General features: G+C 33.7%; 23 protein-coding genes. 11 read left to right on the top strand and 12 right to left on the bottom strand.

Going from position 1 to position 24961, the window contains the following annotated elements; all coding sequences use genetic code 11:
* Positions 1-8: 8 nt before the first annotated feature.
* Positions 9-350 carry a hypothetical protein gene (locus P163_RS11280; protein ID WP_034891070.1) on the bottom strand — a complete coding sequence of 114 codons (342 nt, stop codon included), beginning with the start codon at positions 348-350 and terminating at the stop codon, positions 9-11.
* Between the two features lie 33 nt (positions 351-383).
* On the opposite strand from P163_RS11280, the gene P163_RS18475 reads away from it, so the two are divergent.
* The 4 genes from P163_RS18475 (at position 384) to P163_RS11260 (ending at position 5061) form a co-directional block, all read left to right on the top strand.
* Positions 384-563, top strand: a complete 180-nt coding sequence (locus P163_RS18475; protein WP_034891066.1) for a DUF5522 domain-containing protein — start codon at positions 384-386, stop codon at positions 561-563.
* Positions 560-2605, top strand: coding sequence for a urocanate hydratase (locus tag P163_RS11270; protein WP_034891063.1), 2046 nt, complete (start codon positions 560-562; stop codon positions 2603-2605). Before P163_RS18475 ends, P163_RS11270 begins: the two co-directional genes overlap by 4 nt.
* A 22-nt stretch (positions 2606-2627) precedes the next feature.
* Positions 2628-3173 (top strand): DUF4136 domain-containing protein, encoded by a 546-nt coding sequence (locus P163_RS11265; protein WP_034891060.1) that lies wholly within the window; start codon positions 2628-2630, stop codon positions 3171-3173.
* Between the two features lie 130 nt (positions 3174-3303).
* On the top strand, positions 3304-5061 hold the full coding sequence (locus P163_RS11260; RefSeq protein WP_034891057.1) for an aromatic amino acid hydroxylase: 1758 nt from the start codon (positions 3304-3306) through the stop codon (positions 5059-5061).
* Here P163_RS11260 and P163_RS11255 read toward each other — a convergent pair whose 3' ends face one another.
* From P163_RS11255 to alaS, 3 genes are all read right to left on the bottom strand, one after another.
* The gene (locus P163_RS11255) at positions 5062-5676 is read right to left on the bottom strand and encodes a DUF4230 domain-containing protein (RefSeq protein WP_034891054.1); all 615 of its coding nucleotides are present in this window, start codon (positions 5674-5676) and stop codon (positions 5062-5064) included.
* 395 nt (positions 5677-6071) lie between these two features.
* The gene (locus tag P163_RS11250) at positions 6072-7031 is read right to left on the bottom strand and encodes a GSCFA domain-containing protein (protein ID WP_034891050.1); all 960 of its coding nucleotides are present in this window, start codon (positions 7029-7031) and stop codon (positions 6072-6074) included.
* A gap of 57 nt (positions 7032-7088) precedes the next feature.
* Positions 7089-9701: an alanine--tRNA ligase gene (gene alaS, locus P163_RS11245; RefSeq protein ID WP_034891047.1), complete on the bottom strand. Its 2613-nt coding sequence runs from the start codon at positions 9699-9701 to the stop codon at positions 7089-7091.
* A gap of 133 nt (positions 9702-9834) precedes the next feature.
* On the opposite strand from alaS, the gene P163_RS11240 reads away from it, so the two are divergent.
* Genes P163_RS11240 through P163_RS11220 form a run of 5 tightly spaced genes read left to right on the top strand, consistent with a single transcriptional unit; the run spans position 9835 to position 13003 of the window.
* Positions 9835-10812 (top strand): M23 family metallopeptidase, encoded by a 978-nt coding sequence (locus P163_RS11240; RefSeq protein WP_034891044.1) that lies wholly within the window; start codon positions 9835-9837, stop codon positions 10810-10812.
* Positions 10812-11141, top strand: a complete 330-nt coding sequence (locus P163_RS11235) for a MerR family transcriptional regulator (protein WP_034891041.1) — start codon at positions 10812-10814, stop codon at positions 11139-11141. Before P163_RS11240 ends, P163_RS11235 begins: the two co-directional genes overlap by 1 nt.
* A 1-nt stretch (position 11142) precedes the next feature.
* A complete protein-coding gene (locus tag P163_RS11230; protein ID WP_034891038.1) occupies positions 11143-11742 on the top strand; it encodes a LemA family protein in 600 nt (199 codons plus the stop codon).
* An 8-nt stretch (positions 11743-11750) separates the two neighbouring features.
* On the top strand, positions 11751-12191 hold the full coding sequence (locus P163_RS11225; RefSeq protein ID WP_034891035.1) for a TPM domain-containing protein: 441 nt from the start codon (positions 11751-11753) through the stop codon (positions 12189-12191).
* Positions 12191-13003 carry a TPM domain-containing protein gene (locus P163_RS11220; protein WP_034891032.1) on the top strand — a complete coding sequence of 271 codons (813 nt, stop codon included), beginning with the start codon at positions 12191-12193 and terminating at the stop codon, positions 13001-13003. The genes P163_RS11225 and P163_RS11220 overlap by 1 nt, the downstream gene beginning before the upstream one ends.
* Before the next feature lie 106 nt (positions 13004-13109).
* On the opposite strand, the gene der is transcribed toward P163_RS11220, so the two are convergent.
* On the bottom strand, positions 13110-14414 hold the full coding sequence (gene der, locus P163_RS11215) for a ribosome biogenesis GTPase Der (protein ID WP_034891029.1): 1305 nt from the start codon (positions 14412-14414) through the stop codon (positions 13110-13112).
* A 217-nt stretch (positions 14415-14631) separates the two neighbouring features.
* On the opposite strand from der, the gene P163_RS11210 reads away from it, so the two are divergent.
* Positions 14632-15198 carry a pentapeptide repeat-containing protein gene (locus tag P163_RS11210; RefSeq protein ID WP_034891026.1) on the top strand — a complete coding sequence of 189 codons (567 nt, stop codon included), beginning with the start codon at positions 14632-14634 and terminating at the stop codon, positions 15196-15198.
* 32 nt (positions 15199-15230) lie between these two features.
* Here the strand turns inward: P163_RS11210 and serA are convergent, their stop codons facing one another.
* From serA to trhA, 3 genes are all read right to left on the bottom strand, one after another.
* Positions 15231-17123 carry a phosphoglycerate dehydrogenase gene (gene serA / locus P163_RS11205; protein ID WP_034891023.1) on the bottom strand — a complete coding sequence of 631 codons (1893 nt, stop codon included), beginning with the start codon at positions 17121-17123 and terminating at the stop codon, positions 15231-15233.
* A gap of 252 nt (positions 17124-17375) precedes the next feature.
* Entirely contained in the window at positions 17376-17807 is a 432-nt protein-coding gene (locus P163_RS11200) for a hypothetical protein (protein ID WP_034891020.1), read from the bottom strand.
* Positions 17808-17925: 118 nt separating this feature from the next.
* A complete protein-coding gene (gene trhA, locus P163_RS11195; protein WP_034891017.1) occupies positions 17926-18585 on the bottom strand; it encodes a PAQR family membrane homeostasis protein TrhA in 660 nt (219 codons plus the stop codon).
* Positions 18586-18868: 283 nt separating this feature from the next.
* Between trhA and P163_RS18470 the strand changes: the two genes are divergently transcribed.
* Complete coding sequence (locus tag P163_RS18470) at positions 18869-19033, top strand: hypothetical protein (RefSeq protein ID WP_172822450.1); 165 nt, start codon at positions 18869-18871, stop codon at positions 19031-19033.
* Here the strand turns inward: P163_RS18470 and P163_RS11190 are convergent, their stop codons facing one another.
* The 4 genes from P163_RS11190 to P163_RS11175 all read right to left on the bottom strand — a co-directional run bounded on the left by P163_RS11190 (position 19034) and on the right by P163_RS11175 (position 24961).
* Positions 19034-19873: an alpha/beta hydrolase gene (locus P163_RS11190; RefSeq protein WP_034891014.1), complete on the bottom strand. Its 840-nt coding sequence runs from the start codon at positions 19871-19873 to the stop codon at positions 19034-19036. It abuts the gene before it with no gap.
* Between the two features lie 81 nt (positions 19874-19954).
* A complete protein-coding gene (locus tag P163_RS11185) occupies positions 19955-21349 on the bottom strand; it encodes an NAD-dependent succinate-semialdehyde dehydrogenase (protein WP_034891011.1) in 1395 nt (464 codons plus the stop codon).
* Positions 21350-21538: 189 nt separating this feature from the next.
* Complete coding sequence (locus P163_RS11180; RefSeq protein WP_051931232.1) at positions 21539-22597, bottom strand: phytase; 1059 nt, start codon at positions 22595-22597, stop codon at positions 21539-21541.
* On the bottom strand, positions 22598-24961 hold the full coding sequence (locus P163_RS11175; protein ID WP_034891008.1) for a GumC family protein: 2364 nt from the start codon (positions 24959-24961) through the stop codon (positions 22598-22600).

Below are 24961 nucleotides of genomic sequence, written 5' to 3'. Positions count from 1 at the left end.
TCTATTCTTTATTTTGATGCTATTTTTAGGTAATTAACCCAGCTCCATATTTTTCGCTTCTTCAGATATAGAAGATTAGCTTCTTGTTGATAAGACTCCCTTTCAAATGAGATATTTCTATAAGCTAAATACGCATTACCATAGTATGTATATTTCAGAAGAAATTCTAGGATATATATTATATAAAAAGGTAAAATCAACATTTCTAATTGTTGTTGTAAATGAATTTTTTCATGATTCATAAATACAGGGTCTTCTTTTAATTTTTCGTCTCTTAAAATAACGAAAGGCCAAATGCTAATACCCAGAAAGCCTTTCTTTAATATAAACTTGTTAATTATAAGGATCATAGGTTTGAATATAAGAAATTGTATTTTTGTAATATGAGCTTTTTAAAGAAAAAAATTCCTCTAGAAGAGGGTGATTATTATTTAACTCCAGAGGGCTATAGATGTTTTACAGAGCAATATCATTTAAAAAGAGGCTATTGTTGTGAAAGCGGATGCAGACATTGTCCTTATGGATATAATAAGAATACAAATAAACAGCAACCGAAAAAATGACATTCAAAGAACAGATCTTACAAGGAATACCTTTTGAACTTCCCTCCAAAAAAGTTTTAAATCCCTCTGCAAATCATGCACCAAAACGTAAGGACATCCTTAATAAAGAAGAAAAACAATTAGCGCTTAGAAACGCTTTAAGGTATTTTGATGCTGAACATCATGCCACGCTTCTTCCAGAATTTAGAGAAGAATTAGAGAAATATGGTAGAATCTATATGTATAGGTTTAAGCCTGAATATGAAATGAAAGCCAGAGCTGTAGAAGAATATCCGGGTAACTCTTTACAAGCTCGTTCTATCATGCTCATGATACAGAATAATTTAGATCCGGCAGTAGCACAACATCCGGAAGAGTTAATTACCTATGGTGGGAATGGGGCTGTTTTCCAGAACTGGGCACAGTATTTATTAGTGATGCAATATTTAGCTGAAATGGAGGAAGACCAAACCTTGGTGATCTATTCTGGGCATCCAATGGGGTTATTTCCTTCAAACACCAATGCTCCTAGAGTAGTGGTTACTAACGGAATGGTAATTCCTAATTATTCCCAGCCAGATCATTGGGAAAAGTTTAATGCTCTGGGAGTATCTCAATACGGGCAAATGACTGCTGGAAGCTATATGTACATTGGGCCTCAGGGAATAGTTCATGGTACCACAATTACCATTTTAAATGCTGGTAGAAAAATAGCAAAGAACAATGAAGATTTAGGGGGTAAACTATTTGTAACCTCCGGACTTGGAGGTATGAGCGGCGCACAACCAAAAGCTGGAAATATTGCTGGATGCATCACTGTATGTGCGGAAGTCAATGAAAAAGCAGTTCATGTAAGACATTCTCAAGGTTGGGTAGATGAAGTTATTTCAGATCTTGAAGAACTTACCGCAAGAGTTAAAAAAGCAAAAGAAAACAAAGAAACGGTGTCTATCGCCTTTCATGGGAATATAGTTGAAGTGTGGGAACATTTTGACAAAGCAAACATGTATATAGATCTTGGAAGCGATCAAACTTCATTACACAATCCATGGGCCGGTGGATATTATCCTGCAGAATTAAGTTTTGAAGAAGCTAATAAAATGATGAGTGCCAATCCAGATCTTTTTAAAGAAAAGGTGCAGCAAAGTTTACGGCGACACGCAGATGCTATAAATAATCATACCAAAAAAGGAACTTATTTTTTTGATTATGGAAATGCTTTTCTTTTAGAAGCCTCCAGAGCCGGAGCTAAGATATATATAGATGAAAATGATCATTTTGTGAGTGCCGCTGAATTGAATAAAGAGAAAGCTGAAAATGCTCCATTTGCATATCCCTCTTATGTACAAGATATAATGGGGCCAATGTGCTTTGATTATGGCTTTGGCCCTTTTAGGTGGGTTTGCGCGTCTGGAAAAGATTCAGATCTAGATAAAACTGATGCTATTGCAACACAAGTTCTTGAAAAACTGAAAATAGAAGCTCCTGAAGAAATTCAATCTCAATTGGCTGATAATATAAAATGGATTAAAAATGCAAAAAAGAATAAACTTGTAGTTGGATCTAAAGCCAGAATACTATACGCAGATGCTATAGGTAGAATGGAAATCGCACAAGCTTTTAATACTGCTATTGCCAATGGAGAATTAGAAGGAGCTATCATATTAGGAAGAGATCATCATGACGTTTCCGGTACAGATTCTCCTTACCGTGAGACTTCCAATATCTACGACGGCTCTAGATTTACGGCAGATATGGCTATACAGAATGTTATTGGTGATAGCTTTAGAGGCGCTACCTGGGTTAGCATTCATAATGGTGGTGGCGTAGGATGGGGAGAGGTTGTAAATGGAGGCTTCGGTATGGTTCTTGATGGATCTAAAGCATCTGAAGATAAATTAAAATCTATGCTCTTTTGGGACGTTAACAATGGTTTAGCGAGACGTTCTTGGGCGAGAAACAAAGAGGCTGTTTTTACTATAAATAGGGCGATGCAAACAGAACCCAAGTTAAAAGTAACCATGCCTAATTTTGTAGATGATTCTTTGTTTTTAGAAGAGTAGTAACCCTCTAAAATATAAATTTATGAAATTCTTAAAAATTACATTTGCAATGTTTCTGTTTGCTGCACTGCTTACATCCTGCAGCTCGGTTAAAGTAGCATCAGATTATGATCAGTCTGTAGATTTCAATAAGTATAAGACCTATGCGTTTTTCAAACCTGGAATAGATAAGGCAGAAGTTTCAGATCTAGACAAAAAAAGAATCTTACGTGGTATAGAATCTGCCATGAGTGTACAAGGTTATATGAAATCTGAAGACCCTGATATGTTGGTTAGCATTTTTACCAAAACTAATGAGAACATTAATATCTATCAAAATAATATGATGGGTTTCTATGGCTACGGATGGGGAGGTTGGAATCCTTATTATTGGGGAGCTGGTCGTAATACCATTTCTTCAACAAGTGAAGGTACTCTTTACATAGACCTTATCGACGCTAAAGACAAAGAACTTATCTGGCAAGGTATGGGAACAGCTGCACTTGCTACAGATGTTTCTAAAAAACAAAATAGAGTGAACGAAATTGTAGCAGAAATATTAAAGAAATTTCCACCGGGAAAAGAATAAGTAAATATTCTAAACGCTTCCAATTGGAGGCGTTTTTTGTTGAAAACAGTTTTATTTTCAAGGAGCCCTAAGTTGATATTATCCAAACCTAATTTTGTATCTTTAGGCTGCAAAAACACCATATATATATATGTTAGAAGAAATTCAATCTAATGAGATTTTAGACCGGCTACCAGATCATTTGCAACAATTTATCAAACCTCAGGATTATGATGAATATACAGCAATAAATCAGGCAGTTTGGAGATATGTGATGCGAAAGAATGTGGATTATCTAAGTAAAGTTGCTCATAATTCTTATTTAGAAGGTCTTAGGCAAACAGGGATCTCTATAGATAGCATTCCCAATATGTATGGAATGAATAGAATTCTAAAGGAAATTGGATGGGCAGCAGTTGCCGTAGATGGATTTATTCCACCAGCGGCTTTTATGGAATTTCAAGCTTATAACGTTCTTGTTATTGCAAGTGATATAAGACAACTAGATCATATAGAATACACTCCTGCTCCAGATATAATTCATGAAGGTGCCGGGCATGCTCCAATCATTGCCAATCCAGAATATGCAGAATATTTAAGACGTTTTGGAGAAATTGGTTGCAAAGCGATCTCGAGTGCTAAAGATTATGAAATGTACGAAGCCATTCGTCATCTTTCTATAATCAAAGAAGCTGAAGATACACCTGAAGATGTAATTCGTGAAGCTGAAGAGAAAGTAGATTTTCTTCAGAATAATATGGGAAAGCCTAGTGAAATGGCTCAAATTAGAAATTTACACTGGTGGACCGTAGAATACGGACTTATAGGAACTGTGGAAGAGCCAAAGATCTACGGTGCAGGACTTTTATCTTCTATTGGAGAAAGCGCTTGGTGTATGACAGATAAGGTGAAAAAAAGACCTTATAATCTAGAAGCTGCCAATCAAGAATTTGATATTACAAAACCACAACCTCAATTATATGTCACTCCAGATTTCTCTTATTTAAGTCAGGTACTTGAAGAATTTGCAAATACCATGTCGCTAAGAAAGGGAGGTTTATCTGGATTGGAAAAGTTAATTAATTCCAAGAATTTAGGCACTATTGAGTTGAGCACCGGAATACAGATTTCTGGGAATTTTACCAAAGTTATTTCTTATCAGGATCGGCCAATATATTTTCAAACAACTGGTAAAACTGCATTATCAAATAGAGATAAAGAACTTGTAGGGCATGGGGTTATAAATCATCCTAATGGCTTTGGATCTCCCATTGGAAAACTAAAAGGGATCAATCTAGCTATTGAAGATATGAGCCCTAGAGATCTTAGAGCTTATGATATCTATGAGGGCGAAAATATTACTTTTGAATTTGAAGGTGGGATTTTTGTAACAGGGGATATCATAACCGGCACTAGAAATCTTCAAGGTAAAATAATTCTGATAAGTCTAAAAAATTGTACGGTTACCTATAAAAATGAAATATTATTCCAACTAGAATGGGGCAATTATGATATGGCTATAGGGAAAGAAGTAATTTCTGCCTTTGCTGGTCCAGCAGATCCTTTGTCTTTTGATCTTATTACTCATAAAGTTTCAAGCACCACCATAAAGAGTAAAAGTTCTGAAGAGAAATTAGAATTGGAAAGTTTGTATCAAGCAGTAAAGAACAATAGAAATGGTGAAAACACTAAATTCTCTCTAGAAGCAGCTTTCGAAATTGCTAAAAAACATCATCCAAAAGATTGGTTACTTTCTGTTGAAATATATGAATTGGTTTTAGACAGAGATCCAAAATTTGCAGCTAAAGTGAAAGAACATTTACATGAAGTTAAAGCACAACGTAAAGATATCGCTCACTTAATTGATGGAGGAATAGAACTCGTAGAAGCTAATTTAATGGTGAAATAACTATAATTTTAGTGACTCCAGATCTTTATTACTGTTAAATGAATTACCATTATACTCTAAGGTCCACCCCATAGAGTTGGTTAAAATATAAATTTTTTGAAGTTCGCTTATCAACCTATTCTTAGCATTGGTCTTTAGGGAGGATTTCTCAATTTTCGCACTTATGAGTTTTGTTACTTTTTTCTGAATGGTATTATAATCTTCTGCTTCAAATTGATTTAGATAATCTTGAGTAACGTCATAATATTGAATATTAGGATTGATCTTGATCTCCTCATCCGGGATATAAGTAATGGTAACGGTCTTAGTTTCTGGGTGCACTTCTGTCTTTAATTTGCTAAGATCATAAGATACTGTTACATCTGCATTTACTATTATAAGAGCTTTTTTTCTTGCAGAAAATATATCTAGGTAGTACTTCTTAGAATCTTTATAGGAGAAAACTTGAGAAAAATTGCCTTCGGTAACCACCAGCTTCCCAACATTCTTTATTTGTTTTTGGATAAGATTGGTACTTTCTAGCAATTGATCTCTCTCATTATTCTTAGATTCAAAATATTGATATCCAAAAAACACAACCAAAAGTAAAAGAACCACCGCAATAATCTTTCTCATAGCTTAGAATTTAGGCTAAAGATACTAATAAGAAGAACGGATTATTATAAATTTAAGTGAAGAAGTGGTGTATAATAAAAATGCTTATGGACGGCCCCACCCGTCCATAAGCTTTAAAATTCTAAAATCTACCCCAACAAATTTTAGAAACTAAGCATTAATTTTGAACTAATTTTAATAATTATTTAAGATGTAGTTCTACTCTTATTGCTTATTTAAAATTACAAAAATTTAATCACCAAACAAGTAAATCTCCTTAAATTTTTATATTAATTATGTGTTTATCAGAAAGATAGCTTTAAAATCTTAATAGATATCAACAAAATAGAAGACACAGATTATTAACAGTTTTGAATATAAAGAATAGAAAAAATCGAGGATTAATAATTTTTAAATCAGAAACGCATCCAGGAATGATCTTTTACTAACAAATCTATATTTTCCCTTAACTGAGATATGAACTTTTTATGCGCTTCAGAATTTTCATTAAATGGTCTATGATTTAAGCCTCTATGTATGGTTTCCACCTTCTTCATTACATCTAGCTCCTTTGGAAGCACCCAGGCATCTAAGAATTTATTCCAGATATATGAAATAGCTGTGCTGTTAGGATGAAGCAGATCTTCTTTATAAAACCTATAATCTCTAAGATCATCCACCATGATCTCATAAGAAGGAAAATAATCAACCTTTAAACCGCCATCTTTTTTGATTTTTAAATTCTCATGAATGGCAGTTAAAAGATGCGCTTTGCTTAATTGATTTTCTAAGAGACCATCTCTAAGATGCCTAACAGGAGAAAGTGTATAAATTAGTTGTATGTCTCTATTAAGTTTACATAATAACGATTGAATGGAATGTAATTTACCAGTTATTTCTTCTATGCTCATTAGCTTTTTCACAAATTCCTTTTGAGGTAATTTATGGCAATTAGCAACAGATGTTTCTGTTTTTAAATGATAATATTTCCATGCTGTTCCTAAAGTAAGTATGATGTGCGAAGTTTGATTTAAATAAGACCTGCTATGTTGCAGTTGAACATTTAATCTTTCTATTAAATTAGAACTACTTTCATCGCTAAGTTCTGAATGTGCATCAAAACTATGCCAGCGTTCATTATGATAAAAAATATCTGCAGAGGTAAACTCATAGCCCTCCACTACTTTTCTTAAAAAATTTTCTAAGGCTGAAGGGTGATATAGAATTCCAAAAGGATTCTTATAATTCTGAAATTGATAAAGATCTAGTTTCTCACCAATGTTTTCCACAAAACATGAGCCGAGCAAGAAGATCTTAGAGCGATAACTAATTGCATTATCTTGGGGGGAAACCGATACTTCTGTTCTAAACTTCATAATATTTAAAATTAGATAAAAATAAACCCCGCAATTAAGAAATGCGGGGTAAGTTTATTAGTTTAAATATTCTCTTGATTTTTGCAAGGCTTCCGCTATTCCTTCAGGTTTTTTACCTCCCGCAGTTGCAAAGAAAGGCTGCCCCCCTCCTCCACCTTGAATAAATTTACCAAGTTCGCGTACTACCTGTCCTGCATTCAAACCTTTTTCTGCTACTAATTCTTTTGAAATGTAACATGATAATAATGCTTTGCCATCTTGCTCTGAAGCTAGTAACAAAAACAAATTATTCTTATTTTCTCCTAACTGAAATGCAAGATCTTTAATTCCATTAGCATCTAGATCTACTTTCTTAGCAAGAAAATCTATTCCGTTAATAGATTGTATTTCTGTTTGAAGTTCTACTTTAAGGTTTTTAGCCTTTTCTCTTAATAATGTTTCAACTTGTTTCTTAAGAGACGCATTTTCAGATTGTAATGATTGTATAGACTTTACCGGATCTTTAGCATTCTTTAATTCTGAATTGATCTGATGAAGGGTTTCTGCCTGATCTGAAAAATATTGTTTTACAGCATCACCGGTAATAGCTTCAATTCTACGAATTCCGGCTGCTACTGCTCCCTCAGAAATAATTTTAAAATACCAAATATCTGCGGTATTCTGAACATGCGTACCACCACATAGTTCCATAGAGTCTCCAAACTTTATGGCTCTTACAGAATCTCCATATTTCTCCCCAAAGAGTGCAATTGCACCTTGCTCTATAGCATTATTATACGTAATTCCCCTTTGTTCAAATAAAGGAATTTGCTCTTTGATGCGCTTGTTAACAAAGGTTTCTATTTCCTGTAATTCTCCTGCACTAAGCTTACTGAAGTGAGAAAAATCAAATCTTAGATAATCCGGACTTACCATAGAACCTTTTTGTTCTACATGAGTGCCTAAGATTTTTCTTAAAGCTTGATGTAATAAATGTGTTGCAGAATGATTTGCCTGAGAGAGATCTCTTTTTTCAATATTTACCTTGGCCTGCAGCGTTCCAGAAATATCTGAAGGTAATTTTTTAGTAAAATGAATAATTAAATTATTCTCCTTCTTAGTATCAATTATTTTTATCGTTTCTCCATTCTCGGTCTCAAGAATTCCTCTATCACCAACTTGTCCACCACCTTCAGCATAAAATGGAGTTCTATTAAGTACTAATTGATATATCTCACCATCCTTCTTACTATTAACCTTCCTAATTCTTGTGATCTTTACTTCAGAAGATCTGTGATCATATCCTATAAAGTTTTCAGATTCCTCTTCTCCTAATATCTGCCAATCTCCGGCAGTTACAACAGAAGCAGCTCTTGACCGATCTTTTTGCTGCTGTAATTCAGACTTAAACTCAGCTTCATCCAGATCATATCCGCGTTCTCTCAATATAAGAGCAGTAAGATCTATAGGGAAACCAAAGGTGTCATATAATTCAAAGGCTTTTTTACCTGAAACAGTTTTTCCGGTTGTATTTTCAATAATATTTTCTAGTAGCACAAGACCTTGGTCTAATGTTCTAAGAAAGGACTGTTCTTCTTCTCTAATTACATTCTCACAAAGCGTTTGCTGAGCTTTAATTTCTGGGAAAGAATCTCCCATCTGCTTGCTCAAAGTAGCTACCAATTTATAAATAAATGGTTCTTTAGTATCTAAAAAGGTAAAGCCATATCTAATAGCTCTCCTTAATATTCTTCTTATAACATATCCTGCACCGCCATTGCCTGGTAATTGCCCATCTGCAATAGCAAAAGCTACAGCTCTAACATGGTCTGCAATAACTCTAATAGCTATATCTACTTTCTCCGTTTTGCCATAAGGAGTATTGGTAATAATTTCTATCTCTTTTATAAGAGGTGTAAATACATCGGTATCATAATTAGATTTTTTATCTTGCAATACCATACAAAGCCTTTCAAAGCCCATTCCGGTATCTACATGCTGCGCAGGTAATTTTTCTAAAGATCCATCTGCTTTTCTATTAAATTCTATAAAAACCAAATTCCAGATCTCTACTACAAGAGGATGATCTGCATTTACTAGATCTCTACCAGGGATCTTAACTTTTTCCTCCTCAGATCTAAGATCTACGTGAATTTCTGAACTTGGACCACACGGCCCCTGATCTCCCATTTCCCAGAAATTATCTTTTTTATTACCCATGATAATTCTGTCTTCAGGAACAATCGCTTTCCAAAGATCAAAAGCCTCCTTATCTAAAGGCATATTATCATCTTCGCTTCCTTCAAATACAGAAACATATAAAATATCTTTGTTCACCTTAAAAACTTCGGTAAGTAATTCCCAAGCCCAATGAATTGCTTCTTTTTTGAAATAATCTCCAAAACTCCAATTCCCAAGCATTTCAAACATAGTATGATGGTAAGTATCCATCCCTACTTCTTCCAAGTCATTATGCTTACCACTAACTCTAAGACACTTTTGGGTATCTGTAATTCTAGTTTGCTTTGGCACTGTGTTTCCAAGAAAATATTCCTTAAATTGATTCATTCCTGCATTGGTAAACATCAGGGTTGGATCATCTTTAATTACCATAGGTGCAGATGGCACAATGGTATGAACTTTAGATTTAAAGAATTCGAGGTATGTTGAGCGTATCTCCTTAGATTTCATATGGCCAAAAAAGGTCTAATAATTATTAAATTATGTGGGTGAGAAAACAATTTTTATATTTGTTCGTTTCTCATAACCATTTGCAAGGTTTTTGCAGTGCTTAATACTGGCAAAAATAGCATATTTTTAATTTATGACGAAGGTTAAATATTATTACGATAGCGAGACGCTTTCCTATAAAAAAATTGAACGCCGTAAAAGCCGAAAATTTGGGATCGCCTTTGTAGGAATTGCGGGAGCATTTCTTGCCGGGCTTATACTGCTCGTGGTTTATTTAAATATTCCAGGTATAGAAACCCCTAAAGAAAAAGCGCTTAAGAGAGAATTGCTGAACATGCAATTACAATACGGAATTCAGAACAAAAAGATGGATCAAATCCAGAACGTTCTTGCTGATATTGAAGATAGAGACAATAATATATATAGACTATATTTTGAAGCCAATCCTATTCCAGAAGAACAGCGCAAAGCAGGTTTTGGAGGTATAAACAGATATAAGAATCTAGAGGGTTATGAAAACTCTAAACTTATAATAGATACCGAAAAGAGGATGGATATTCTTACAAAACAAATTGTTGTTCAGTCCAAATCTTTAGATGAAATAACAGTTCTAGCAAAAGAAAAAGAACAACTGCTCGCAGCGATCCCTGCAATACAACCTGTCAAAAATGAAGACCTTAAGAGAATTGCTTCCGGATATGGCTGGAGAAGTGATCCTTTTACCAAGGTTAAGAAATTTCATTATGGAATGGACTTTTCTTCCCCTCGGGGAACTCCTGTTTATGCCACCGGCGACGGAAAAGTGGAAAGGGCAGATAATAGAGCAACCGGTTTTGGAAATCATATAGAAATAGATCATGGGTATGGATATACCAGCCTATATGCTCATTTATATAAATACAATGTAAGAGTAGGTCAAAAAGTAAAACGTGGAGATGTAATAGGTTTTGTTGGAAGCACCGGTAGATCTGAAGGTCCACATTTACATTATGAGATCTATAAAGATGGAGAACGTATTAACCCTATTAACTTCTATTATGGTAACTTATCTCCAGAAGAATTTGACCAGGTTCTTATTAAAGCACAACAAGAAAACCAATCTTTAGATTAATGCATGTAGATCTTCCAGAAAAACGATATTATGCTATTGGCGAAGTTGCTGAAGCATTTGGTGTGAATACGTCTCTTATCAGATTTTGGGAGAAAGAATTTGATGCACTAAAACCTAAAAAGAATGCCAAAGGCAATAGATTATTTACTCCTCAAGACATAAAGAATCTAGAGCTCATTTATCATTTAGTGAAAGAACGTGGATTTACCTTAGAAGGTGCAAAAATCCATTTAAAAGAGGAAAAGAAGAAAACTCTCACTAACTTTGACATTATCCGAAAATTACAATCGGTAAAATCTGAATTAACCAATCTCAAAAATCAATTATAGTATGAAAAAGTGGCTTATTCCAGCAATTGTTATTATTGTTCTAGGTATTATTATTTATAGCTTAACTGTAGGCTTTAATAACAAAGCGGTAACTAAACAAGAAGATGCTAGATTAGCATGGTCTAACGTAGAAAGTTCCTATCAGAGAAGAAATGATCTTATTAGCAATCTTGTAAAAACCGTGAAAGGAGCTGCAGATTTTGAAAGAGGTACGCTTACAGATGTTATAGAAGCTAGAGCAAAAGCAACGTCTGTAAATATAGATCCTGCTAACATTACTCCAGAGCAAATGGCTCAATTCCAGCAAGCTCAAAGCGGAGTTTCTTCTGCATTATCAAGATTACTAGTTACTGTAGAAAGATATCCAGAATTAAAAGCAAATCAGAACTTTCTTCAGTTACAATCTCAATTAGAAGGAACTGAAAATAGAATTAATGTAGCAAGAAATAGATACAATGAGGGTGTTACAGAGTATAACAAATACATTAGAATTTTTCCGAATAGCATGTTTGCCGGATGGTTTGGATTTGACCCTATGGTTAGATTTGAAGCAGATGCAGGTTCTGAAAATGCACCAGATGTAGACTTCGATTTTAATTAGTAAAAGCTATGAGTAAAGTTGAAAGATTCTTAACAGAAAAGGAAGAGAAGGAAATTGTAGATGCTATCCGTTCTGCAGAAAAGGCAACTTCTGGTGAAATTAGAGTTCACATTGAAAAATCTCATGAAAATAAAGACATCTTTGAAAGGGCTATGGAAGTTTTCCATGCCCTTAAGATGGATAATACAAAGCAAGATAACGGGGTACTTATCTATGTAGCTGTAGAAGATCGGAACTTTGTAATCTATGGCGATAAAGGTATCAATGCAGTTGTTCCAGTAGATTTCTGGGAGAGTACAAAAGATACTATTGTTACTCACTTTAAAAATGGAAATTTCAAACAAGGACTTATCGATGGAATTTTGAAAGCTGGGAATCAGCTTCAAAAACATTTTCCATGGGATGAGAACGATGTTAATGAACTTCCAGACACTATATCAAAAGGCTAATGCTACCAATTAAAAGACTTTTATTTCCAGTACTATTTTTTATTCTTGCATTTTCTTTAGCAGGCTATGCTCAAAGAGATATACCTCCTAAGCCTAGCAAGCAGACCAGTGTCTATGATGAGGCAGGAGTTTTGTCTGCACAAGAAAAGAGCATGCTGGAGCAAAAATTAATTAATTATGCAGATACTACTTCTACACAAATTGTAATTGCTACCATTCCTTCATTAGAAGGAGAGTATATTGGACTTTATGCTCCAGAATGGGCGCAGGAATGGGGTGTTGGACAATCTAAAGAAGATAACGGACTTTTAGTGCTATTAGCTAAAGAAGATCGAAAGATATGGATCACAACAGGTTATGGTTTGGAACAATATCTAACCGATGCCAAGTCCAAAGACATTATCGAAAATATCATCCTACCAGACTTTAGAAATAACAACTTCTATGGTGGGTTGGATAAAGGTACTTCAGCTATTTTTGAGGTATTGAATGGAACTTTCAAAGGTTCTAGGCCTCAAACCGAAAGTAGTAATGGGATTCCTCCACGACTCATAATTATTGGTATCTTTTTTATCATTTTTATAATTTCACTTATCAGAAAGAATAAGAATGGTGGTGGCCCAGGAAGCAGAGGCGGAATGCGTGGTGGCTTATTAGATGCCATTATTTTAAGCAGCCTTGGAAGAGGTAGCTTTGGTGGCGGAAGCTCTGGAGGATTTGGTGGAGGCGGAGGCTTTGGCGGCGGAGGCGGTTTTGGAGGCGGCTTTGGCGGTGGAGGTTTTGGTGGTGGTGGTGCTGGTGGAAGCTGGTAATTATTACCTCAACCTTAATGAACAAACATTTTTAATAATCCTATTTAGAAAAAATAAAAAATCCCATCAGCAAGAACTGATGGGATTTTTTATTAGATATGTTTACCTATTTCTTTCTAAAATATACTGAAATTGGTACTCCTGTAAAGTTATATACTTCTCTTAGTTTATTCTCTAAATAACGCTTGTAAGGATCTCTCACATATTGAGGCAAGTTACAGAAAAATGCAAATTGAGGCTGAGGCGTTGGTAATTGCATACAGAATTTGATCTTTACATATTTACCTTTCCAAGCTGGTGGTGGATAACTTTCTATAATAGGAAGCATCGTATCGTTTAACTCACTTGTTTTTATTTTCTGACTTCTCGCTTTGTAAACATCTACAGCGGTTTCTATAGCTTTAAAAATACGTTGCTTAGAATGTACAGAGATAAAAACAATTGGCACATCTGTAAAAGGTTCAATCTCACGTCTTATCGTTTTTTCATATTCCTTCAATGTATTGGTTTCCTTTTCCATCAGATCCCATTTATTCACAAGAATAACTACACCTTTACGATTACGCTGTGCCAGCCAAAAAATATTTTGAACTTGACCATCAAACCCACGAGTTGCATCTAGAACTATTAAACAAACATCACAATTTTCTATAGCTCTTACAGATCTCATTACCGAGTAAAATTCAAGATCTTCTTTCACTTTAGATTTACGTCTTATTCCCGCAGTATCTACAAGATTAAACTCAAATCCAAAACGGTTGTATTTTGTATCTATAGAATCACGGGTAGTACCTGCAACATCGGTTACGATATAACGGTCTTCCCCAATTAATGAATTTATAAATGAAGATTTCCCTGCGTTCGGTCTTCCTACCACAGCAAATCTTGGCAATTCTGTTTCGTCGTCATCTTCAACCTCGGGCAATGCTTCAATTAGAGCATCTAATAATTCTCCGGTTCCACTACCATTTGTACTAGCAATAGGAAAGTAATCCCCTAAACCTAGAGAATAAAATTCTACAGCATTTTCTAAACGCTTTGAATTATCTACTTTATTAACCACTAAGAATACAGGTTTCTTAACCTTTCTTAAAAGTTTGGCTACATCTTCATCCATTCCGGTAATACCGGTTTCAACATCTACCATAAAGATTATAGCATCTGCTTCATCTATGGCAAGTTCTACCTGCTTATCGATCTCAGTTTCAAAAACGTCATCACTTCCTTTTACATATCCTCCAGTATCTATTAAAGAAAATGGTTGCCCATTCCAATCAGATTTTCCGTAATGTCTATCTCTTGTTACCCCACTAACGGAATCTACAATTGCTTCTCTACGCTGAATTAATCTGTTAAAAAAAGTGGATTTCCCAACGTTTGGTCTCCCTACAATGGCTACAATATTGCCCATATCGACTTAAGTCTTTTATTAATGTGCAAAAATAGTTCTTTTTAATTGAATATTATTCGCACTTTGATTGGAATTTATATCTAAACTTCTTATCAAATTACTATAAATTTGATCACTTTAATAAAGCAGTACTCATTTTTGAATCCATTAGATAAATAATAACCTTCTATAAAGCGAATTTTTATATTTCAGAATAAATAAATCGTAGTCCCTTTACATGAATTATATTGAGAACGAAGAATACAATGGAACTAATTTTAATGAACAACCTCTTGAAAGTGGAGAATATGAAAGTTGTATTTTTTTGAATTGCACTTTCACTACCACCAATCTTTCATCTTATACTTTTTCTGACTGTGAGTTTATAAATTCTGATCTAAGCAATGCACTCTTGAAGCATACAACGTTTAGAGATTGCATCTTTTCTAATTGTAAATTATTAGGTTTGAGATTTGATGAATGTAACCCGTTTTTACTTTCATTTAGATTTAAAGATTGTATTCTAAATTTCTCTTCTTTCTATTCCTTGAAGATCAAAAAGCTAATTTTTGATAACTGTAAATTAGAACAGGTAGATTTTGCAAATGCAAATCTACCTGATGTAATATTCTACAACTGTGATCTCACTGCCTCGATCTTTGAAAACACCAATCTGGAAAAAGCAGATTTTAGTAGCGCTTCAAATTTTAGCATAGACCCGGAAAAAAATAAACTTACCGGTGCTAAGTTTTCTTCAAATAACTTGGCAGGCTTACTAGATAAATACTTGCTTCAAATTAAATAAAAAAGCGATGATCTCTCATACCTTTTTTATGTCTAATACAAGATCCTAAACTTAATAGTGTCTTTAATTTCTTTGAGTTCTTTCACAACTTCAATATTATACGCCTTATCAATATCTGTAATTACATAGCCAATAGTCTCATTGGTTTTAAGATGTTGACCAACAATATTAATATCATTTGCAGCAAGAACCCTATTTATATGGGCTATAATTCCCGGCTTATTATGGTGTATATGAATAAGTCTGTGAGCATTTTCTAAAATAGGCAGTTGCAAATTCGGGAAATTAACGCTGTTAGTAGTGCTCCCGGTATTTATATATTCTATAATCTTCCCTGGAACAAAATTACCAATATTTTCTTGTGCCTCTTCTGTACTTCCTCCTATATGCGGAGTTAATATAACATTTGGCAATCCTTTCAAGGAAGACTCAAAATTCTCTTTATTGGTCTTAGGCTCAGACGGAAAAACATCTATCCCTGCCCCATTAACTTTTCCAGAATTTATATTATTCTTTAAAGCTTCTATATCTACAACATGTCCTCTACTAAGATTTAGAAAGATCACGCCATCTTTCATTTCTTTAAACTGCTTCTCTCCAATAAGATTCTTATTTTCTTTTCTTCCATCTACATGAAGACTTACAATATCTACAGTTTGTAGTAATTCTTTAAGGCTATTACATTTGGTAGCATTACCCAATGCCAGTTTTTCTACCAGATCATAATAATACACATCAAACCCTATAGATTCTGCCATAACAGATAGTTGAGCACCAATATTTCCGTATCCAACAATACCTAATTTTTTCCCTCTCACCTCATAACTATGGCTAGCAGATTTATCCCAATTGCCCTCATGCATTTTTGCAATCTTATCTGGAAGATTTCGCATTAAAAGAATGATCTCTCCTATTGCCAATTCTACTACAGATCTTGTATTGCTGTAAGGTGCGTTGAATACTGCTATTCCCTTTTTAAGACATTCCTCCAGATCTATCTGGTTGGTTCCAATACAGAAGGCTCCAACTGCAATTAATCTATTGGCATTATCTAAAACTTTTTTGGTTAACTGTGTTTTAGAACGAATACCTAATACAGAAACATCCTTAATTTGTTCTGCAAGTTCATCTTCATCCATAGCACCTGTTTGCAAACTTACATTATACCCCTCATTTTTCATTATCTGTAAGGCATCAGGATGTACGTTTTCTAATAACAATACTTTAATACGGTTCTTTGGATAGGAGATAGCTTTATTCATTTTATGTACATATAAGAATTCATCTAAGCTAGGAGTTATATGATCTGCTTTTTCTGTTACTTTATCACGTTCAATATTCTCTGTAAAAGCATAAAACTTATTTGCCAGTCCGGCAGCTTTTATTTCATAATCTGTGTATCCATCTCCAATAACATAAACGTCTCCTTTTAGATCTAAGGCTTTTAATTGCTCTACTTTACCATTGTTGGAGGAAAGTACATTTTCTTTATCAAACCCTATAATTTTACCTTCATCATCAAATACAAAGGTGTTGGCAAAAACATTTTCTTCTTTAATTCCAAGCTCCTTTACTATTGGTACAATAAATTCTTTAAAACCGTTAGATACTATATATATATGGTCACTATTTTCCTCAAAGAAGGCTTCATTCCTTACAAAAGAAGTAGAGATCTTACCCTTCAATACATCAATAAGTGGAGCCAGGTGATTCTTGTTTGCTTTTAGAAGATCTAATCGTAAACTAAGAGATTCTCTTAGCGCCAGCTCTCCCCCCATACCTCTATCTGTTAGAGATTTTAGCTCTTGAAGTCTTTCATCTTTATCTGGTTGATTTTCCAAAGAGATCTCGCCTAGAACATCTAAGGCTTCTACTTGAGTAAAGGTGCTATCAAAATCTATTACGTAATGTCTATTGCTATTCATGGGCTGTTATTATAGAGGAATATGAAAATTCATTATCAAAAATAAGATAATTAAAATAGCAAGACTGTTGATAAAAAGTGAATGTTATATTAAATCTGAAACGATCGTAAAATTGAAATAACAGCAAAAAGTAATATTCTAATTTAGAATACCTATTAGTTAGGAATTACTTAAAAAGCACTAAATAAATGGATATAATATTGAGGTTTCACTAAATTAATTCGAAAAATAAAAAACAGCAAATTACACTTTTTAAGGATTAAAGAAATCATTAATGTACAAGATAAGTTGCTTCTCAGAAAAGTTCCCTTTATTTTGTACCGCTATAAATTTACCCTGGTACTGCTGATCTAATTTCAGTTCATTATAAAATTGATCCTTAACCACTCCCGGTCCAAGAATTAATATATCTTCAAAGCTGATCAATTTTTCACGTAGCTTTTTAAAATACTTTTGAAGGTTTGGAAGGTGTGACGTACTAATCCTTGATGATCTTAAACCTCGGAGATCATGTGAAAATTGAATTTTATTAATTCTACTATAATCTACAGTTGATTTATTGTTATTTAAAATATTAGACGAAATTGTCTCCAAAAATATGGCATTTCCATCACTAAACTCTATTAAACAAGCCTTAGACTGGTCTATCCAAATTCCCACTTTTCTTGTAGTGAATGTCTGCATACTAAAGATGAAATTATTTGATTAAAGACAGGTATATTATAAAAATAAAGAACTTATAAAGTAGACCCTATGATACTTATCACATTAATATTCATTAATATAAATAATGATAATAAAATTAAACTGGTAAGACGTAATTATAAATAACTAGAAAATGACAGAAAGTTCCTCCTAGTACAAATAAATGAAAGATGGCATGGTTGTACTTTATCTTATCTAAACTAAAAAGTATAGCTCCAACGGTATATAAACCACCACCCAAGAAAAGAAGAACTACTCCAGATAAAGAAAGTGAAGATAATAATGGTTTCAGGAACACCACTATAATCCATCCCATTACCACATACATAATGGTAGAGAACGTTTGGAACCTACCAATAAAAAATAGCTTCAGAATAATACCGGTTAAAGCCATAATCCATACCAACGAAAATAGAGTCCATCCCATCCAACCATGTAATGTTATAAGAGCAAAAGGAGTATATGTGCCTGCAATAAGTATATATATACAAGCGTGATCTATGATATTAAGTACATATCTACGCTTTAATGATGTAGCACTATGATAGAAAGTAGAGGCTGCATACAACAGTATCATACTCGCTCCAAAGATACTAAAGCTAATAATATGCAAGGGTTCTCCCAGCTCTATTGCTTTTATGATCAAGAGCACCAAACCTATTAAACTAAGTAAAAATCCAAAACCGTGAGATAAAATATTTAATTTTTCCTCGAAGGGTGGATAATACACAGGTTTATTCTCGTTGCTAAAAGCCATTTAATTAAAGGTTAAAACAGTAATTCTCAAGTTAATGAAATTGTTTAGAAATTAGTAATATCTGCTAAGATGCTTTATTTAAAACTTCACTTCACATTAATATGTGCCGATAACCAAATTATGAATGAATTAATATTGATAATAGAAAAGGATCCTGAAAATCTACAATTTTCAATCACTCCTTCTTAATAGTTCACTAAAGTTCTTGGAGATCAGCAATATTCTAGAGTAGAAAAATTTTCAGCTATCTTTGCAAAGATCTATACATTAAATTTTACTTAAGATGCCTAAAAAAGGAGTTGAAAAAAACGCCGCTAATAAAGCTAAGCACACCAAACTTTTAAAAAGAAAGAAAGATAAACTTAGAATTGAGAAGGCAGCTCATAAAGAAAAATTAAAGGCTATTTTTAAGAAAGCACAGGAGGAAAAAGAAAAGCAGGCAGAATAGTTAAGAGTTACTATTTATAAAATTAATAATTTCTTTATATCTATTATTCCAAGACCAAAAATATTGAGTCATCATAGGGATGTGCTTTTTATTGATATATTTCACCTCCACCTTAGGTTGAAATGCTTTAAGTTTTTCTAAGAACCTTTTATTTCCAACCTTAATAGACTCATAGGTTTTATCTCCAACGTAAATAAGCATGGGCGGTGTTGATTCACTCAAATAATTTATTGGGGAGGCGTCCTTCCATTGTAAAGGATCGTTCGTCCACGTTGTTAAATAATTATCGGTTGTTGTAGGTGGATTATTCTCTAGATAATGATGCATATCTAAACCAGCAGCATCATTTAAAATTATACCGGAGATATCTTTTTCCTGAACACCATATTGGCCATCTAATGCCGCCAAAGCAACAAGATGTCCACCGGCAGAATGTCCGGTAAGAAATATCTTCTCAGGATCTCCTTTATAATCTGAAATATTACTTTTAGTCCATTTTATAGCTTGCGCTATTTCAATTGCCATTTCTTTATAACTAGCCTCTGGACTTAGCGTATATCCAACTACAACAGTTACGATTCCTTTTTTAGCGAAATTATTTCCAAAGAAACTGTAAAGCTCTTTTTTACCACTATTCCAATTCCCTCCATGCACAAATATTAGAACCGGTAATTTTTTTGAGGTTGCTTTTTTAGGACTGAAGATATTCATCTTTGGTTCCTCTCTAAGATTTTTAGCATCCTTCTTGTTTAAATAGGATACATCTTCAGTTTTATTAACCGCACAAGATGAAAACATCAGAATAAAAAATAAAAGGAAATATGGGATTTTGATTGTCATAAATTTGATAAATAACGTATTAAAATAAAAAAAAGGCTGAGGAGATACCTCAACCTTTTTCTCAAAAAATAATTCTTGCTCTTATGAATTTAAGCTCATTATAGCTTTTGCATTAATAAATTCATGCATTCCAAATCCACCATGCTCTTTACCATACCCTGAGTTTTTAGTTCCTCCAAATGGCATATTTGGTTGTGCCACTCCAAATGAGTTAATAAAAATCATTCCAGTATCAAAATATTTACTTGCTAGCTCAATTGCTTTGTCCTCGTCTTTGGAAAAAATTCCACCACCAAGACCAAATCTACTATCATTGGCAATTCTTAGCGCGTCTTCGTTATCTTTCGCTTTTATTAAAGATGCTACCGGCCCAAAAAGTTCATCATCATATGCAGGCTGTCCAGGTTTAACATTCCCAAGTACTGTTGCTGGATAATAGAAACCTTTACCTTCAGGCATTTCTCCACCACACAATATCTCTGCACCATTCTTAACACTTTTTTCTACTTGCTCATGTAAAGTATCTCTAAGATCTTCTCTAGCAATTGGTCCAAGCTCTGTCTCTTCTTTCGTAGGATCTCCATGCTTGATGTTACTCATTGCCTTTACAAATCCTTCCTTAAATTTGTCGTATACTTTATCTACTACAACAAATCTTTTGGCTGCTACACAGGTTTCTCCATTATTGTAGATTCTACCAGTAACACATGTTTTAACTGCTAGATCTATATCTGCATCATCCATAACGATGTATGCATCATTAGAACCTAATTCTAAAACTGTTTTCTTCAGAGCTTCTCCCGCTTTCTTACCAATAATTTTTCCTGCTGCAGAACTTCCTGTAAGCGTAACCCCTCTAACAAGATCATTTTCTATAATAGCATCAGATTGATCGTGATCAATTCTCAAAACGGTAAAAAGATCTTTTGGCAATCCTCCTGCTACAAATATCTTCTCCAGTAATAATGCAGAACCGGTAACATTCTCAGCATGCTTCAATAAGATTCCATTTCCAGTCATCAAATTAGCAATAGCATATCTTATTACCTGATATGTTGGGAAATTCCAAGGCTGTATTCCATAAATTACTCCTAATGGAGCATAAGAAATTATTCCTTTACCGCCATTAGGAAGCGTACGGTGAAGATCTTTTAATTCTTCAGGTCCATTATCTGCAGTCCAATCACAAATTCCTTTACATAATTCAATTTCACTTACACCTTGAGAAACGAGTTTTCCCATCTCTGATGTCATAAGTTCAGACAATTCTTTTTGATGATCTATAAGACTTTTTCCTATTCCTCTAAGAACTTCAGCACGTTCTTCATGGGTTTTCAACCTCCAATCCAAAAATGCTTCATGACATTTTTTTACTGCGTCATCTGCTTCCTTATCTGTCATTATCGGATAGTTTTTCAACTTTTCTCCGGTTGCAGGATTAATAGTCTTTAATTCTTTACTTTCACTCTTTGACATAACTTCTTTTTTTTATTCATTTTTCAAATTCAGACCCAAAAAGGTTTGATTTTTCTAGCAATTCAAAGTTATCATTTTTAAGACTGAAGCTCTCCCAATCTGCTGTTAAAGCACTATTAATGAAAGTATAAAATCTGTAAAAACATAATTCTATACCGCATTTTTGTAAGTTAATATTAGTACTTAGACTTAGTCTAATTGATATAAATTTAAATTGATAAAATGAAAGGTTTTATCATTATCCATAGCTACAAAAAGATCTTTCTCAAAATTTTTATTTCCTATTAAAGAAGAAAATTCACATCCATCTGACTGTTTCGTACCTAAATCTATATCTTTTATATATTGATTAGTATCTCTTGTAAAAACACTAAATGTATCATTTTGTTGATTGGAAACTATGATATAACCCAATCCTTTATCTCTAGGTATTATAGCAATCCCCTCACTATCCCGTTTAAAGATCTTATGTCCAAAACTTCCAACCTCCTTATTTCCTAAATTTGGTTCAGCATAATACTTCCGAATGCCATAAGTTTCATCAGAATAATAAATATAGCCCAACTCATCATCTACCGCTATAGATTCTATTTCTTTTTTTTGGCTGAATTCCCCAAACTTCCTTACAAGTTCAATTTTAAAATTTCCTTTGAGAGCAATCAATTTATATTGATACAGATAATCATATTGAGGCCCATTTTTTCTACTAACTATAATATAAACCGTTCCATCTATTGGTGATTTATAAATGGCTATCCCCATGGGTAAATTAAAAGATTTCTTAGTTTCATTTTCAAAAACCTTCAGCCCACCGTTATCTATAGGTTTCATATCTGGAACGGAGAAAATTCTTATTTGATGCTTATCTCTTTCTGAAACAACTAGAATATCTATAAGAACATCATTAATTGTAGCAACAGCATATTCTATATCAATATTATTTGGGTACGCTAAACCTTTAAGAACCTTATCTTTTATTATTTTCCCATCCATATCGAAAGCATAAACTGCTCCATCAGAATTTTTATCGGTACCAAAAATTATACTCTTTGAAGAATCTTTTTTATTAAACCATATCGCCGGATCATCGGTATCATAATCTGTTTTTTCTGTTATGATTTGCGCAGTAGTGTTATCAACTTTTACTTGTGAAGTGCACGAAGAATGTATAAATATAAAGCTCATAAGAAGGCAAAATCCAATACCAATTTCGCTTTCTTTACAGTATCTTAAAGTTGTGGATTGCATTTAAGACTTAATTTTAATATTCTTCTTATTGCCATCACCGTAGCCATAACCGTATTTATTACCATATCCAAGATTTGTAATATCTACATTGTTAAGCACAAACCCCAGATTATCCAATGTTCCAGCCTCGTTTGCATCAGAAACAAATTCAATTAAATTCTTATTTGTAAATCCGGCTCTCACTACATAAAGTATTACATCTGCGTACTTATTAAGAGAGAACGTATCTGCTACTAACATAGCAGGAGCAGTATCTACAATAATATAATCATATTTAAGTTGAATCTCGCTAATTAGCACTTCCATCCTTTTGGAGCCAAGCAATTCTGAAGGATTTGGCGGAATGCTCCCAGAAGATAAAATATCTAAATGCTCCGAAAATATAGAGTTGCCAATTAGATCTTGAAGGTCTAATTTCTCATTCGAGATATAATCGCTAACCCCTAGTTTCTGACTGTCCTTTGGCTTGAAAGGTTGAAGTTTCGGACTTCTAAGATCTCCTCCCAAAATAAGCACCTTCTTTCCCTTATTGGCATAAGTGATACCTAAATTAATTGATGTAAAGGTTTTCCCTTCTCCTTTAATAGTAGAGGTTACAAAGATCACTGCACCTTTATCTTTATGTGCTGCCTTAGATAATAGAAATTGCATATTGGTTACCAGGATTCTAAAAGACTCCGCAAGCACAGATCTATCATTCTGCTGAATTGTGAAATGTTCTTTAGCTCTCACTTTAGGAATTTCTCCCACAAACGGAATATTACTTTCTAAAAGTTCAAGATCTTTTCTATTTCTCACTTTATTATCCAGAATATCTTTCAAATATATGATTGAAAAAGGAACGAATAAACCTAGAATAATACTTCCCAGTAAAATATTTCTAGGCACAGGATATATTCTATTACCGGCACTGTAAGCCTGGTCTACGATCTTTGCTTTAGGAGCAGTGATTGCTAAGGCCAAAGAATTCTCTTCTCTTTTTTGTAATAGAAATAGGTATAAAGCTTCCTTAATATTCTGCTGACGCTCTATTCCTCTATACTCTCTTTCTTGTGAAGGAACCGCCATGATCCGGGAACCTATACTATATGCCTGCCGTTTCATTTCTCCTTGTGAAATCTGAAGATTTGTTCTCATACCTTGTAATCCCTGAACAATATTTCCTTTTATCTGCCTAAGTGTATTGTTTAATCTAACAACCACAGGGTTCTCGTTGGTAGAACTTACCAGAATTCTATTCCGTTCTAAGATCAGATCATTATATTCATTTATCTGCTGGTTGATACCACCTTCCTGTATACCTAAATTTGCGGGCAAAAGGTCTGATCCGGAGCTGGAAGAAATATATTCCAATACTGCCTGAGAAAGTTCCATTTGCGTACCTACTTCTTGCAATTTTCTATTGTATTCACTCGCATTTTGAATGAACATCTGAGATTCTGCATTAATATCTGTTAACCTGTTATCTTCCTTAAATTCTTCTTTCCCAGTTTCTACAGATTCTAGTTCTGCATTAATAATGTCTAATCTATCATTTATAAAACTCGCAGTATTTCTGGCTATTAGATTTTTATCGTCTATAGCATCCCTATTAAATTCATAAATTAATTGATCTATTATTTCTTTTGCCTTTTGTTTTACAGGATCTTGTAATGCTAACTCAATAACATTAGAGCTCTTACCACCTTGAATAAGCTGAACCTTATTTCGGTACTTTATAGCTTCCTTCTCTATATTGCTAAACTTAATAGTTATCTCCGGAAGCTCTTTAAAATTGGAATTGGTTACTAATACTACCTCTGCAAAGTCTAAAGAAAAAGGTACTCCTGCTTTGGCTATAAACGATTTTTCGTTCTTAAGATTCCTAACCGAAAAATAGGAATCCTTAATAGGCCTAAAAGCATATTTAGCACCTCCCAGACTTTTTAATTTATCGTCATCAAATTTTAGCACTTTTAAATTAAAAGGATGATTTTTATAAACTTCAATCTCTCTAATATTCCCTTCCATGAAATACCTAATATGAATATTAAGAGTTTTTACCACATCTTTCATCAATCTTCTAGATCTTAGAATAGCTAATTCTTTCTCTAAACTATTGGTACTTAGACCACTTATAAAACCCAGATTTTCATAAGCAGACATTTCAGAACCAGAACCGTTGGCATTCTCTTCATTTATAATAATAGTTGCCGAGGCGCTATAGATAGGGGTTGTATATCTTATATATGTATAGCCAGCTCCTACTGTTACCATAACACAAATAAGAAACCAGGGCCAGTATTTCAGAAATTTACCTATCTCATCTCGTAGCGATACCTTTTTAGAACCACTCGATTTAGAAGTATTTTTTATAGATACCAT

Origin of the sequence: Gillisia sp. Hel_I_29, assembly GCF_000744275.1 — a bacterium.
Lineage (GTDB): Bacteria > Bacteroidota > Bacteroidia > Flavobacteriales > Flavobacteriaceae > Gillisia.
This window is presented reverse-complemented; position numbering and strand designations above follow the sequence as displayed.

What these genes read in the sequence shown, in the direction of transcription:
- P163_RS11225 (WP_034891035.1), top strand. Translation starts at nt 11,751, where the DNA reads ATGAGTAAAGTTGAAAGATTCTTAACAGAAAAGGAAGAGAAGGAAATT.
- P163_RS11190 (WP_034891014.1), bottom strand. Translation starts at nt 19,873, where the DNA reads ATGACAATCAAAATCCCATATTTCCTTTTATTTTTTATTCTGATGTTT.
- P163_RS11270 (WP_034891063.1), top strand. Translation starts at nt 560, where the DNA reads ATGACATTCAAAGAACAGATCTTACAAGGAATACCTTTTGAACTTCCC.
- P163_RS11220 (WP_034891032.1), top strand. Translation starts at nt 12,191, where the DNA reads ATGCTACCAATTAAAAGACTTTTATTTCCAGTACTATTTTTTATTCTT.
- serA (WP_034891023.1), bottom strand. Translation starts at nt 17,123, where the DNA reads ATGAATAGCAATAGACATTACGTAATAGATTTTGATAGCACCTTTACT.
- P163_RS11260 (WP_034891057.1), top strand. Translation starts at nt 3,304, where the DNA reads ATGTTAGAAGAAATTCAATCTAATGAGATTTTAGACCGGCTACCAGAT.
- P163_RS11200 (WP_034891020.1), bottom strand. Translation starts at nt 17,807, where the DNA reads ATGCAGACATTCACTACAAGAAAAGTGGGAATTTGGATAGACCAGTCT.
- P163_RS11230 (WP_034891038.1), top strand. Translation starts at nt 11,143, where the DNA reads ATGAAAAAGTGGCTTATTCCAGCAATTGTTATTATTGTTCTAGGTATT.
- alaS (WP_034891047.1), bottom strand. Translation starts at nt 9,701, where the DNA reads ATGAAATCTAAGGAGATACGCTCAACATACCTCGAATTCTTTAAATCT.
- P163_RS11180 (WP_051931232.1), bottom strand. Translation starts at nt 22,597, where the DNA reads ATGCAATCCACAACTTTAAGATACTGTAAAGAAAGCGAAATTGGTATT.
- der (WP_034891029.1), bottom strand. Translation starts at nt 14,414, where the DNA reads ATGGGCAATATTGTAGCCATTGTAGGGAGACCAAACGTTGGGAAATCC.
- trhA (WP_034891017.1), bottom strand. Translation starts at nt 18,585, where the DNA reads ATGGCTTTTAGCAACGAGAATAAACCTGTGTATTATCCACCCTTCGAG.
- P163_RS11175 (WP_034891008.1), bottom strand. Translation starts at nt 24,961, where the DNA reads ATGGTATCTATAAAAAATACTTCTAAATCGAGTGGTTCTAAAAAGGTA.
- P163_RS11210 (WP_034891026.1), top strand. Translation starts at nt 14,632, where the DNA reads ATGAATTATATTGAGAACGAAGAATACAATGGAACTAATTTTAATGAA.
- P163_RS11255 (WP_034891054.1), bottom strand. Translation starts at nt 5,676, where the DNA reads ATGAGAAAGATTATTGCGGTGGTTCTTTTACTTTTGGTTGTGTTTTTT.
- P163_RS18470 (WP_172822450.1), top strand. Translation starts at nt 18,869, where the DNA reads ATGCCTAAAAAAGGAGTTGAAAAAAACGCCGCTAATAAAGCTAAGCAC.
- P163_RS18475 (WP_034891066.1), top strand. Translation starts at nt 384, where the DNA reads ATGAGCTTTTTAAAGAAAAAAATTCCTCTAGAAGAGGGTGATTATTAT.
- P163_RS11250 (WP_034891050.1), bottom strand. Translation starts at nt 7,031, where the DNA reads ATGAAGTTTAGAACAGAAGTATCGGTTTCCCCCCAAGATAATGCAATT.
- P163_RS11240 (WP_034891044.1), top strand. Translation starts at nt 9,835, where the DNA reads ATGACGAAGGTTAAATATTATTACGATAGCGAGACGCTTTCCTATAAA.
- P163_RS11280 (WP_034891070.1), bottom strand. Translation starts at nt 350, where the DNA reads ATGATCCTTATAATTAACAAGTTTATATTAAAGAAAGGCTTTCTGGGT.
- P163_RS11185 (WP_034891011.1), bottom strand. Translation starts at nt 21,349, where the DNA reads ATGTCAAAGAGTGAAAGTAAAGAATTAAAGACTATTAATCCTGCAACC.
- P163_RS11265 (WP_034891060.1), top strand. Translation starts at nt 2,628, where the DNA reads ATGAAATTCTTAAAAATTACATTTGCAATGTTTCTGTTTGCTGCACTG.
- P163_RS11235 (WP_034891041.1), top strand. Translation starts at nt 10,812, where the DNA reads ATGCATGTAGATCTTCCAGAAAAACGATATTATGCTATTGGCGAAGTT.